General features: G+C 41.1%; 9 protein-coding genes. 1 reads left to right on the forward strand and 8 read right to left on the reverse strand.

Going from position 1 to position 12,877, the window contains the following annotated elements; genetic code table 11:
* Positions 1 to 465 precede the first annotated feature (465 nt).
* A complete protein-coding gene (asd, locus tag AC2SLT_RS09655; RefSeq protein ID WP_486547445.1) occupies positions 466 to 1,611 on the forward strand; it encodes an aspartate-semialdehyde dehydrogenase in 1,146 nt (381 codons plus the stop codon).
* A gap of 147 nt (positions 1,612 to 1,758) precedes the next feature.
* On the opposite strand, the gene AC2SLT_RS09660 is transcribed toward asd, so the two are convergent.
* The 8 genes from AC2SLT_RS09660 to AC2SLT_RS09695 form a co-directional block, all read right to left on the reverse strand.
* Positions 1,759 to 3,120, reverse strand: coding sequence for a sodium-dependent transporter (locus tag AC2SLT_RS09660; RefSeq protein ID WP_486547446.1), 1,362 nt, complete (start codon positions 3,118 to 3,120; stop codon positions 1,759 to 1,761).
* Positions 3,121 to 3,473: 353 nt separating this feature from the next.
* Positions 3,474 to 4,253 carry an acyl-ACP--UDP-N-acetylglucosamine O-acyltransferase gene (gene lpxA / locus AC2SLT_RS09665; protein WP_486547447.1) on the reverse strand — a complete coding sequence of 260 codons (780 nt, stop codon included), beginning with the start codon at positions 4,251 to 4,253 and terminating at the stop codon, positions 3,474 to 3,476.
* A gap of 101 nt (positions 4,254 to 4,354) precedes the next feature.
* A complete protein-coding gene (gene fabZ, locus AC2SLT_RS09670; protein ID WP_486547448.1) occupies positions 4,355 to 4,885 on the reverse strand; it encodes a 3-hydroxyacyl-ACP dehydratase FabZ in 531 nt (176 codons plus the stop codon).
* A gap of 99 nt (positions 4,886 to 4,984) precedes the next feature.
* Positions 4,985 to 6,091, reverse strand: a complete 1,107-nt coding sequence (gene lpxD / locus AC2SLT_RS09675; RefSeq protein ID WP_486547449.1) for a UDP-3-O-(3-hydroxymyristoyl)glucosamine N-acyltransferase — start codon at positions 6,089 to 6,091, stop codon at positions 4,985 to 4,987.
* 164 nt (positions 6,092 to 6,255) lie between these two features.
* Positions 6,256 to 8,718, reverse strand: coding sequence for an outer membrane protein assembly factor BamA (gene bamA, locus AC2SLT_RS09680; protein ID WP_486547450.1), 2,463 nt, complete (start codon positions 8,716 to 8,718; stop codon positions 6,256 to 6,258).
* Positions 8,719 to 9,213: 495 nt separating this feature from the next.
* Positions 9,214 to 10,623 (reverse strand): RIP metalloprotease RseP, encoded by a 1,410-nt coding sequence (rseP, locus tag AC2SLT_RS09685; protein ID WP_486547520.1) that lies wholly within the window; start codon positions 10,621 to 10,623, stop codon positions 9,214 to 9,216.
* Positions 10,623 to 11,846 carry a 1-deoxy-D-xylulose-5-phosphate reductoisomerase gene (gene ispC / locus AC2SLT_RS09690; protein ID WP_486547451.1) on the reverse strand — a complete coding sequence of 408 codons (1,224 nt, stop codon included), beginning with the start codon at positions 11,844 to 11,846 and terminating at the stop codon, positions 10,623 to 10,625. Before ispC ends, rseP begins: the two co-directional genes overlap by 1 nt.
* Positions 11,847 to 12,015: 169 nt before the next feature.
* Complete coding sequence (locus tag AC2SLT_RS09695; RefSeq protein WP_486547452.1) at positions 12,016 to 12,825, reverse strand: phosphatidate cytidylyltransferase; 810 nt, start codon at positions 12,823 to 12,825, stop codon at positions 12,016 to 12,018.
* Positions 12,826 to 12,877 lie beyond the last annotated feature (52 nt).

A 12,877-nucleotide genomic window follows, 5' to 3' on the forward strand; every position in this document is an offset into this window, starting at 1 on the left:
ATCATATAAGTAATTGTATAAGTAGTCGTCTTAGTGATTGTCTAACTGATCCTATCGAACAAGCTATTATATATAAAAACGATCTAAAACGATTTAAAACGCAGTAAAACTTACTTCTCAGAAACGTAGGTCAAAAGGCACGACAATAACACTTAACCTTTGGCAAAGGTTATCGCGTTTTAAGTTGTTACAGCGTTGTTTAACTTATTTTTAAAACGCTTTGACTGACTAAATTAATAGATTGTTTTTAATAAAGATCTTCAATCTAAGAGCTGCTTTTGTTTAGTCAAAGAAGTCTAAAATGGTTACGAGGCAACCGAACGCAAGTACTACTCTAGTAGGCTTAAAGAGGTTAACACTGTAACCGTTTAGTAGTTCGCTGACTATAAATACTAAAGCAAAATATTTATTAGGGTAAGTATTGTTACATAAATAATTCCAGTTGAATACACAAGGGGTATTTTCATGAGTCAATTAAAAGTAGGTCTTGTTGGATGGCGAGGTATGGTCGGCTCTGTGCTGATGCAGCGCATGGTAGAAGAAAGTGATTTTGCAAACATCACACCTATTTTCTTTTCTACCAGTAATGCGGGGGGCGATGCGCCTACATTCGAAGGTGTCAAACACACTGAGACTAGTGATAAACTTAAAGATGCTCATGATATCGAAGCTCTTAGTGCTTGCGACATTATTATCACGTGTCAAGGCGGCGACTACACTTCTGCTGTTCATGGTCCACTTCGTGACTCTGGTTGGGACGGCTATTGGATAGATGCTGCTAGTACTCTGCGTATGCAAGACAATAGCGTTATTATCTTGGACCCCGTCAACCGTCCAGTTATCGACAATGCCTTGCAAAACGGTATCAAGGATTTTATCGGTGGTAACTGTACAGTCTCTTTAATGCTAATGGCTATTGGTGAGTTATTTAACCGTGGTTGGGTTGAGTGGGTGTCTGCCATGACTTATCAAGCAGCCAGTGGTTCTGGTGCTAACAATATGCGTGAGCTTATCAATGGTATGGGCATGCTGCATGATACTGTTGCTGATGAGCTTGCAGACCCTGCCAGCGCTATTTTAGACATTGATAAAAAAATTGCTGAGGCTCAGCGTAGTGATGAGTTTCCGACTAAATACTTTGGCGCCCCTCTAGCCGGCAGCTTAATTCCCTATATCGATAGCCAGCTTGAAAACAAACAATCTCGTGAGGAGTGGAAAGGCGGCGTTGAAACTAATAAAATTCTAAACAATACAGGCGCTGACATTATTCCTATCGATGGTATCTGTGTACGAGTGGGTTCTATGCGCTGTCATGCTCAGGGTTTGACCATTAAACTGAAAAAAGATATCCCTTTAGAAGACATTGAAGCGGCCTTAAAAAACAGTGGTAATCAGTGGTTAGACTTCGTTGAAGACGATAAAGAAGCCGCTATGCAGCGTCTAACGCCTGTAGCAGTCACAGGTACGTTGACAGTTGCCCTAGGACGTCTACGTAAATTAAACATGGGGCCTGAGTATCTTGCGGCCTTTACCGTAGGCGATCAGCTATTGTGGGGAGCGGCAGAGCCATTACGCCGTATGCTGAATATCATTCAAAGCACTAAAGCCTAATATATAGGCGAACATATTTAAAGAACTGTTCTTTATTATCATAGTTAAATATAAATAACCCTCAGCTTGTGAACAAGCTGAGGGTTTTGTTTATCTAGCTTTGGTTATGTAGCTTTAGTTTATCTGGCCAGCGTATTTACCACTATATTAGTTCAACAAGCTATTGATAAATACGATGATGACACCAATAGGCGCAACAAACTTGGCGATAATCTGCCAAAGGCTCCAACTACCCCCTGACAACCCAAGCTCTTGACGGACGCTGTCCTGTGTCATTACCCAGCCAACAAAGACTATGGCTGCTAGACCGGCCAATGGTAGCATAAACTTACTAGTGAGCTTATCTAAGAAGTCGAAAATATTATTACCAAATATCATTACCTCAGACCACATATTGAACGACAATAATGCGGCGATACCAAGCATCCAAATAGCAACACTGGCAACAATAACAGAAGCCGTTCTATTCATGGAAGTACGCTCTTCTAAAAATTCAATTGACGGTTCAATTAAAGATATTGAAGATGTCAAAGCGGCAAACGTAATTAATAAGAAGAACAACGTACCTAATATAGCCCCTGCCGTCATACTACCGAAAGCAATCGGCAAGCTAACAAATATCAAACCAGGTCCAGCTGCTGGATCCATACCGTTACTAAATATAATCGGAAAAATAGCAAGACCTGCTACTAATGCAATAACCGTATCTAAAATAACCACGGTACGTGCCATACTGAGTAGACTAATATTGCTACCCAAATAAGAGCCGTAAGTAACCATGATGCCCATACCCAATGATAAGGTAAAGAAAGCATGACCTAACGCAGATAAAATGATTTCAGATGACCCTTCACCCACAAGCTTTGAGACATCAGGTGAGAAAAGATAAGCCAAAGCTTCTGAGAAGCCGCCGTTCATGACATTGTAACCGACGATGACAAATAATATGATGGCCAATAAGGGTATCATTACTTTTGCAGCTCTTTCGATACCACTGGTAACACCTAACGCAACAATACCGGCTGTGACAATCATAAAAATAGTATGCCAAAGGGTCAAGGTTGTTGGAGAAGCCAACATACCATCGAATATGTTTTCAACGGCGCCGCTATCTAAACCGCTAAACTCACCTGATGCCAACTTTGTCATATAGTTTAGCGCCCAACCACCAATGACACTATAGAATGACAAAATGAAAAATGCAGCTAATATACCTACCACACCTACGATTGCCCAACTGCGGCTTTTGCCTTCGCTGGCGGCAACATCAGAGAACGAATCCATTGGATTTTTCTGACCACGACGACCAATCATCCATTCGGCAACCAGAATTGGAAAACCGATTAAAGCAATACAAATTAAATAAGCCAATACGAAGGCAGAACCACCGCTCTCGCCCACCATATAAGGAAACTTCCAGATATTCCCTAACCCAACTGCAGAACCAACGGCGGCCATAATAAAGCCTACCCTTGATCCCCATTGAGCGTGATGATGTTTTTTTGACATTTTAATCCTCCAGCCATCAAAGGCTTATAAAATTATTTCCATTTAATATCAAACGACACAATAGTACGTAAAAACTAAATAGTACGAAAAATATATATGCATTAATAATCCGACTGAACAGATTCTCTATGAGCCTTAATAGAATATCTGTGACAAATCATCATGCTAAACGTTTTAACTCATGTAATATATACTTACATGAATTTACAAAGTAGTCTGTTTCAAAAGCTTATAAAAGTCAAGATATCACCCTCTTAAATTTTTCTAAATAAACCCTAAATCACAGTCTATAAAACTAAAATAGCCATAACTCATCGTTATGGCTGTCGAATTTTAGGGGGTTAAAATTGCTTTTAACGTATGATGCCTCTATTACTGTTCAAAAGCGAATCTATGAATAACTGTATTTTCGGCTCTTTCGGTAAATAATCTGTGGTTAACTCTTTAACCACTTGCTCAGTCGTCTTACCCGATTTAAAGATTAATTTATAAGCAGCACGTAAGGTATTGATCGTCTCTTTAGACCATTGTTTACGGCGCATACCCTCAATATTTAAACCATGTGAACTAGCAGGATTGCCTGATACCAGGGTTAAAGCAGCAACATCTTTTAGAATGACACTACCCCCACCTACTAAGCTAAAATCATCAATTCTACAAAACTGATGGACACCTGCATTTCCGCCGACAATAACGCCATTACCGATATGAACATGGCCTGCAATACCTGCATTATTCGCCAAAATATTCCCGTCACCGATCACGCAATCATGGGCAATATGGGTGTTCACCATAAATAAGTTATGACTGCCAATTTTGGTAATACCCTGATCTTGTATAGTGCCTCTATGAAAGCTACAAGCTTCTCGTATTAAATTATTATCACCAATTTCAAGCCAAGTTTCTTCCCCATTGTACTTAAGATCTTGGCAATCTTCACCAATACTGGCAAACTGAAAAATCTTATTGTTTTTTCCGATCCGTGTATTTTTGGTAACCACCACATGACGAAGAAGCTTAGTACCGGCATCAATAGTGACATTGTCACCGACAATGCAGTATGGCCCTATTTCTACCGTTGGATGAATAATTGCGCTTTCAGAAATAATAGCTGTGGCGTGTATTTGTGTCATTAAATCAACCTGTAGAAATTAGTTGTAGAACGTTTTTTTAAAAACATAAAAAAATTCAGTCTAGGTAATACAACTGATAGCGAGGGTTCTAATTAGGAGTTCTATTTAGGAGTTCTGTCCTGACGGATAATCATTAGCTCAGCGCTGGCAGCTAGTTTATTATCGACATAAGCCTTCGTGTTAAACTTGTAAAGTGTGCGTTTTGTTAAAACAAGATCTGACTTTAATACCAGTTTATCTCCAGGTACTACAGGGCATTTGAATCGTGCTTTATCGACACCAGCAAATAAAAATAGATAGCCATCCTCTGCGGTTACCCCTTCACTGATGAAGGCTAATACCCCAGAGATTTGAGCAAGGGCTTCAATAATCAATACGCCCGGCATAATAGGCTCATCAGGAAAATGACCTTGAAAAAAAGGTTCATTATGCGTCACATTTTTATAACCTTCAATACCTATTTTTGGTCGACATTTAAGAACTCTATCTACTAAGAAAAAGGGGTAACGATGCGGTAGATAGTGCTTTAATTGATCATAGCCCATAGGCAGTCTTACCCCAGACTGTTGTAAAAACTGCCGGTCCTCATCAGTCATTTCTCTATTAGCGTTTTGCTCATTGATATCAGTCATGCGCTGTCCTTAGATATAAAGTCATCAGGGCCAAAGAATTTTATTAGCTCGTTGGTTCATACTCGCCTATCGAGTTATCAAACAGACTTTGATAACGCTTTAAGTATCTTTCTTACCCAATGCTCTAAGCTTAACCATCACTCTGCGCCAATCCATAGCAGGCATTGAGGTAACTCCAGAAGAGTATACTCCCGGCTTATTGATAGATCTGCTAACCATAGTCATACCCGTCAGCACCACATCATCAGTGATTTGTAAGTGTCCTGCTATACCCACACCGCCACCGATCATACAGCGCTTACCAATAATAGCACTTCCTGCGATTCCCGCATTACCCGCGATGGCAGTTCCAGCGCCAATTTTTACATTATGACCAACTTGCACCAAATTGTCGATTATTACATTATCTTCAATCACCGTATCATCAATGGCGCCACGATCTATACAGGTATTACTTCCGATACGTACACCATTTCCGATGATGACGCGGCCGAGCTGTACGATGCGCTCCCAGCCTTCACGGGCTGTATCAGACATCGGTGCAAATCCAAAACCTTCTGATCCGATACTGGCACCAGCATGGATACGTACTGCATTGCCAATTAGGCTTCGATGACCAACATAAACATGAGGATAAATGACACAATCCTTACCGATATGCGCATATTCCTCAATATGCACATGAGCATGAAGCTGGGTTCCAGCCCCGATGTCTACATAGTCGCCAATCACACAAAAAGCGCCCACTCGTACATTGTCACCAAGCACTGCCGTGTCGGCAATCTGCGCAGTTTCATGAATTAAAGAGTGTGAAGCAGTGTGTGATTTAGCTTTATCTTGGCTTTTATCTTTTGAGGCAGGTTTAATCGCGGCATTTGCGGACAGCGGATCAAATAGGTGTGAGACACTGGCATAAGCCACATAGGGCGACTTAACGACAATTGCAATACTATGAGAAGGCATATCATCGACATATTTTTCAGAGACAATAATGACCGCTGCTTTTGACTCAGGAAGTGCATGGGCATACGCATCGTCTGTTAAAAAGCTAACTTGGCTCGATGTGGCGCCATCTAAACTTCCAATTCCGTTGATCTCAGTTTGCAACTGAGATGAGCTAATATTTGCTTGATTCAGTACTGGCTGACGCTCCGATATTGCTGCTATAACATCAGCAAGACTTATATTAATAACTGATGATGCCATTGTCTGGATATCCTTATTAAAGACTGCCTAAAACAAAACTGTCGTTGATAATAGTCGTTATTTCATAAACGACAGTCATCAACGACAGCTATTAAGACATTAAACACGCACATAAAAGTAAAACAAGTAAATGGCGCCGTTTTAAAACACTGATATAAAATGACTTAGAACGTACTACCGATCTGGAATTGGACCTCTTCAGTCTTATCGCCTTCTTTATCCCCAAAAGGTTTAGCATAGCTCAAAGAAATAGGACCGATAGGGGTAAACCAGGTAATACCAGCACCAGCACTATATCGGAGATCATTATCTTGTTCTAATAAAGGTACTTCTTTATTATCTAATAGCTCATTATACTTAGCATACTCACCTTCAAATTTGAAAGTTTTGTCTTCTTTATCCGTGGTATCAAATACTTGTCCACCTTCAACGAACAGTACTGGACGCACTTGGTCTGCCCAGTCCCCTTTGAATGGCATAGGCAATATAAGCTCAGCACCAAAGGTCGCTAGAGCATTACCACCGACTTCTTCATAATTTGGATAACCGCCATTGGCAGCATAGCTAAATACTTTTGAGCGAGGGCCTAAGCTTGACGAATCATAGCCTCGTACAGAGCCGTAACCCCCTGCGTAGAAGTTTTCATAAAAAGGCAGATCATTACCATAGCCAAGCTTGGCATAACCCCGCGCCACAAAGTCTTTAGCCAATGGGTAATAGATATTTCCTTTATAAACAACCTTTTGATAGGTCTGATCACCAAAGCCTAAGGTGGCATTGACATTGTGACTCATACCTTTTGTTGGAAATACGGGACGATCAAGCGTACTATAATCCCAACCTAGTAACAGGTTATAGGTATCATAGTCATTTTTAAAACTGGCGCTGGCAAGTTCATCAGTAACATTCCCTTGATCATCAGTTGCTTGATAAGCGGTCATCTTACCATCTTCTTTGAGTAGGTCTTGCACGTTTGCAAGCCCCATAAAGCGGCCACCGCTGATGTCGGTATTGTCATAGTTAAAGCCCGCACTAATTCGTTTGGTCTCATCAATAGGATAGCTATAAGTTAAGGTGGCGCCATAGGAGTCCAAAATGTAGTTACTAACGTTACGATCATCATATTTGGTATTTCTATAGTAAGCACTCACTCCTTGAGAGACACCATTTTCAGTAAAATAAGGGTCGGTAAAACCAAGGCTATAGGAGTCGCGAGTTTCAGAACGTGAGAACGCTGCATTCACCCGATTACCTGTACCTAAAAAGTTACGTTGACTAAAGTCTAACTGGAAAGTAACCCCGCCACTTTGAGAGTAACCCGCGGCTATGGTTGAGCTTCCAGAAGGCTGTTCTTCTACTGTAAAGTTAATATCGACTTGGTCAGGGGTATTGGGAACTGGCTTAATATCAACGTTGACTGCTTTAAAGAAACCCGTTCGCATTAAGCGCACGCGTGATGCTTGGATTTTTTCATTCGAAGTCAATGCCCCTTCAAGCTGACGCATTTCGCGGCGTAGCACTTCATCTGCGGTTTTGATATTGCCATTAAAGTTGATACGTCGGACATAGACGGGACGTGATGGATTGATGAAATAATCAATATCAACGGTTTTAGTGTCCTCATTGATACGAGGAACGGGGCGTACTTGAGCGAAATAATAACCATCATTGCCATAATGATTTTGTAGGGCGTTGGTGGTGGCTTCAAGCTGAGCTTGTGAAAACTGCTCTCCTGCTTTAAATGCCACATCCTTCATTAGCTGCTCAGTGTCATAATTTGGATTACCTAAGAAATTTACCTGACCAAATTTATACTGCTCACCCTCAGTCACACTAATTTCGATAAATACTTTGTCTTTGTCTTCATTGATATTCAAAATAGCATTATCAACGCTAAAGTTAACAAAGCCTTCGTTTAAATACATGGATTTAAGATTTTCTAAGCTGGCAGCTAACTTCTCTTTAGCATAGCGATCAGACTTGGATAAAAAACGAGTCCACGAGGATTCTTTAACCGCGAACACATCTTTAATATCTTCATCGCTAAAGTGATTATTACCAATGACATTGATATCTACTACTTTTGAGGGCTTACCTTCGATAAAGCGAATCGTCAACTTAGCTCGGTTACCCTCAAGTAGCTCTTGATCGACTTCGATGTCACTGTTGTAATAGCCTTGACCGATGTACTGTTGTTGCAGTTCATTCGCCACATTTTGTACTGTGGACTGTTTGAGCACATCTCCGACCGCTATACCGGCGTATTTAAGACCTTCTTCAAGACCTTCCTTCGGAATCAGCTTATTACCCTCAAAGTTAACTTCAGCAACAATAGGACGTTCAACAACGAAGTATGTAATGCGTCCATTGTCTTGTTTTGCTTGAATATTAGCAAAATCACCTGTCGCATATAGGGCTTGAATACTGTTTGCTAGATCTTGTTCAGTAACTGTCTCCCCCACATTTGTCGTTAAAAGCGGGTATAGGCTTTCGGGGGTTAAACGCTGTAGACCAACAAATTCGATATCAGTTAATACGGCATCAGCAGCTTGCGCCGATACAGCGACCATTGCTGTCAAAGCAGGTACGGCCAAAAGTTGGGCTAATTTAAATAAAGACGTTTGCATACATACAATCCGTAATTCATAGAACATGCTAAAGGTGAGGTGATAAATCTAAATGTTTAAGCGTAATTCAACTCTCTAAAATTCAACTCTCTAAAAGTCAACTCTCTAAAAGTCAACTCTCTAAAATTTATGACTTTAAAATATAGTGTTTAAAAGATAAGTTTCTAAATATAAAAGCTTAGGGCGTGTGGAACATTCGCAAATTAGCACTGCTGATAGCTAAAATCGTTCCAGACTAGGCGCAAACTGACGCTAATGTCTAGACCTTGGCTAGGTTTGTAACAACGTCTGGGGCGATTTTAGTATCAGCCCGAAGGGGCGGGACTCTTTTTTGCCAATATATGGCGAAATTTTCTAACTTAGAATGACTAAGCGTCAAAAATTTCACTGCAAATTGACTAAAAAATACTCTCCGCCAGTGCCATGGTCGAATGTTCCACACGCCCTAAATATAACAAACTATTTTAAAATATAAAATTTAATTAAAATAAACGGCTAAAAGTAGCGGCTAAAGTCATTGGTAATTGCCAATACCATAAACCCGATTAACAGTATAAACCCAATATTAAACCCAATCATTTGTAAGTGCTCAGGAACGGGCTTACCTCGAATCAGTTCAATGAGATAATAGACTAAATGTCCCCCATCTAAGACAGGAATAGGCAATAAGTTTAATACCGCCAGACTTAAGCTAATTAAAGCAGCGTTAGCTAATACTTGCTCCCAACTTATCTCAAAACTTTGCTTACTGATAACGGCAATAGTCACGGGACCTGATAGGTTATCCAAGCCAACTTTACCGGTAATCATCTTGCCCATTGAGTTTAAGGTCATACTGGCTAATTGACCTGTCTTAGCAAATGCTTTACCAACGGCAGTGATAGGACTGTAGGATACCATCGTTTTGTAGTCATCAGGTACTACAATATCAACAGAGCTAACCGCTGCCCCTATTTGACCAAACTCTTGACCCAAGTTACCTTTTTTAGCTTGAGGCATAATTTTTAATGCCACCTGTTTAAGCTGTCCAGTATCGTCTTTACGCAGTACCGTAACGTTAAGAAAGTTATCAGGATTGTTACGTATGATTCGAGTCGCCGCCAGCCAATTATCAATAGGTTGACCATCGATGGCGATAATCTTATCCCCCACCTGCATACCTTGACGAATGGCAGCACCATCCTCAGTCAACTTACCAACGATAGGCTCAATACGAGGTTGCCATGGTAATACCCCCAAACTCGTTAAGGTATCTTGACCAGCTTGCGGGCCTTGCATAAAGTCTAAAATGGGAACATCTACCTGATTTACAGTCGTCGTCGCTGAGTCAGAAGTGGCGTCACTTTGTGCTTTAGCCAACGTAACCGAAACGGTGCCCGTCTCGCCCATTCTGTCAGCCAATCGGTAATTGACCTCTTCCCAAGTTTTGACGTCATAACCATCGACGGCAACTATTTTATCACCTATAGGTACGTGGGCGGTAGCAGCAGGAGTATCAGGTAAAACAGAGCCAATACGCGTATTTAATTGCTCACTGGGTACTAAGAACAAAACCCAAAATAAAGTAATGGCAATGACAAAGTTCATCAATGGCCCAGCAGCGACAATGGCTATTTTTTTTAATGGATGTTGGTTGTTAAACGCCAGATGTTTCTCACTGTCAGCCACCTCCCCTTCTCGCTCGTCAAGCATTTTGACATAGCCACCCAGAGGTAGTGCAGATATTCGATAATCAATACCTGATTTTTTACTGGTCCAACCCCCAAGCTTAGGTCCAAAGCCGATTGAATAGGTCAAAACTTTGACACCACATAGACGAGCGACGATATAATGACCCCATTCATGTAGGGCAACTAAAGGCCCTAGGATGGCAATAAACGCCAACACAAAAAGCAATAATGTCATTAATTGCGACATGCTGCTACCTCATGTTCAGCGTGTTTTCGAGCTAATGTATCCATCATCAAAATATCATCCAACCCGCTTATTGTATGCGTGTGAATATCAGGGTTTATAGTTTGTCCAAGCATCTTGTCCAAAACTCGCTCATTAATCAATGCTATGTCAGTTAACGAAACTTGCTCGTTTATGAATGACGCCACAGCGACTTCATTCGCCGCATTTAATACGATTGTCGCGGCTTGTCCTGACTGCATGGCCTGACGTGCCAATTTGAGACATTTAAACTTCTCTAAATCAGGCTTAAAAAACTCTAAAGCGGTCAACTCAAATAAATCTAACGATTTCACAGCAGTCGAGATACGCTTGGGGAAAGCCAGTGCATGAGCGATAGGCGTTCGCATATCAGGACTACCCATCTGGGCGAGAAAGCTGCCATCACAATATTCAACTAAAGAGTGAATGATACTTTGAGGATGAATCACCACATTGATATGAGACTCTATAAGATCAAACAAATGACACGCTTCTATAAGCTCAAGACCTTTATTCATCATCGTTGCTGAATCGACCGATATTTTTTGTCCCATAGACCAATTAGGATGCTTAACGGCCTGCTTGACACTAGCAGTCTGCATATCTTCCAACGTTTTATGCAAAAAAGGACCGCCAGACGCTGTAAGCCACAACTTGCGCACCCCATGGTTTTTATCATGAATCGCTGTATTATCTTTTTGAACCTCAGGCGGCAAACACTGAAAGATGGCATTATGTTCTGAGTCTAATGGCAATAACGTTGCGCCACTATCCTGTACAGCCTGCATCATTAAGCTACCTGCCATAACGAGGGCTTCTTTATTCGCTAATAAGATACGTTTGCCTGATTTAGCAGCTATCAATGTTGAGCTTAGACCTGCCGCTCCGACAATCGCAGCAATGACAGTATCAACCTGATCGTCTTTTGCAATATCATCTAATCCTGCCTGACCACCAACGACATCACAGTCTAGATTTGCTTGTTTTAATCGTAACGCAAATTCGTCCACCTTCGTTTCAGGCACACATACGCGGTTAGGCTTAAATTGTATACAAAGATTCAATAACTTATCTAATCGACCATAACCTGACAAAGCATAAACGTCATAGTGCTCAGGATGATCAGCCAGTATTGAAAGTGTGCTGTCACCTATGGATCCGGTTGCCCCGAGTACAGCAATGCGTTGGGTCATATTCTACCTTTAAAACGATAAAAACAAGTTTAGATTGGTTTAAGAACCTCATGTAATAATCATATTTTGAGATTCATATACGGTCTGTTTAACATTCAAATATCAACCAAGTATTGACTTGATTTATGCGAAAATAGCTAGGTATAGGTTGTCATTAGAATTTATAGATTTAAAAAGTCAGCCAACCTAATTGTTGTAAGGCCCAAAAACCGAAGGCAAATATAGGTGTCGCAGACAATAATGAATCAATACGGTCTAATACTCCACCATGTCCAGGTAATATTGTCCCAGAATCCTTAACCCCTGCCCTACGCTTCAGCATAGACTCGAACAAGTCTCCCAATACCGACGCCAAAATAGTAACGAGAGATAGCCCGATAAATAACAGCAACATACTGCCTGTCAAATGCAGATTAAAGAGTCCTATTCCCAGTACAACCGCCAAGCCAGTAACCAATCCGCCTATTAAACCTTCGACACTTTTATTAGGCGATACATTCGGTGACATCTTACGTCGACCAAATTCACGACCGACAAAATAGGCGCCACTGTCAGCACACCATACGAGTAAGAAGACATACAACAGCCACCATGGAGAATGCTGCCATAAGTAGAACATAGCGCTAATCGCACTGGTTAGAATTATTATCCCCATCAGCGATAAGCGGTTACCGTACCAGTTGGTGGATGTTGGAAACTTAGTAACCCAGGTCAGCGCCATCACCCATATAACGATTGATAATCCCCACCAAACGGGCCAAGACATCGGGAATAATAGGGTCAACATGGTCAGCACAAGCACTAATGCCACAAACAACACAGGTGTCTGCCACTTTGGCATTAACTTGGTCCACTCATGTGCCGCTATGGTTACGCCAACGGCAAGTAGAGGTACTAACAAATAAGGCGTATCACTAGCAAATAGTGCGACACCGACAATAATGACCAAAATTATAGCCGTTTTTATGCGTCTCCACATACTAGGTTACCTTTTTTTGTTTAGATTATATTGATACTGCTTTTCAATTTAG

The organism is Psychrobacter sp. CX18 (assembly GCF_057396215.1).

Excerpts from the sequence above, each read along its gene's own strand:
- lpxD (WP_486547449.1), bottom strand. The coding sequence starts at position 6,091 with ATGGCATCATCAGTTATTAATATAAGTCTTGCTGATGTTATAGCAGCA.
- fabZ (WP_486547448.1), bottom strand. The coding sequence starts at position 4,885 with ATGACTGATATCAATGAGCAAAACGCTAATAGAGAAATGACTGATGAG.
- bamA (WP_486547450.1), bottom strand. The coding sequence starts at position 8,718 with ATGCAAACGTCTTTATTTAAATTAGCCCAACTTTTGGCCGTACCTGCT.
- rseP (WP_486547520.1), bottom strand. The coding sequence starts at position 10,623 with ATGACATTATTGCTTTTTGTGTTGGCGTTTATTGCCATCCTAGGGCCT.
- lpxA (WP_486547447.1), bottom strand. The coding sequence starts at position 4,253 with ATGACACAAATACACGCCACAGCTATTATTTCTGAAAGCGCAATTATT.
- AC2SLT_RS09695 (WP_486547452.1), bottom strand. The coding sequence starts at position 12,825 with ATGTGGAGACGCATAAAAACGGCTATAATTTTGGTCATTATTGTCGGT.
- asd (WP_486547445.1), top strand. The coding sequence starts at position 466 with ATGAGTCAATTAAAAGTAGGTCTTGTTGGATGGCGAGGTATGGTCGGC.
- AC2SLT_RS09660 (WP_486547446.1), bottom strand. The coding sequence starts at position 3,120 with ATGTCAAAAAAACATCATCACGCTCAATGGGGATCAAGGGTAGGCTTT.
- ispC (WP_486547451.1), bottom strand. The coding sequence starts at position 11,846 with ATGACCCAACGCATTGCTGTACTCGGGGCAACCGGATCCATAGGTGAC.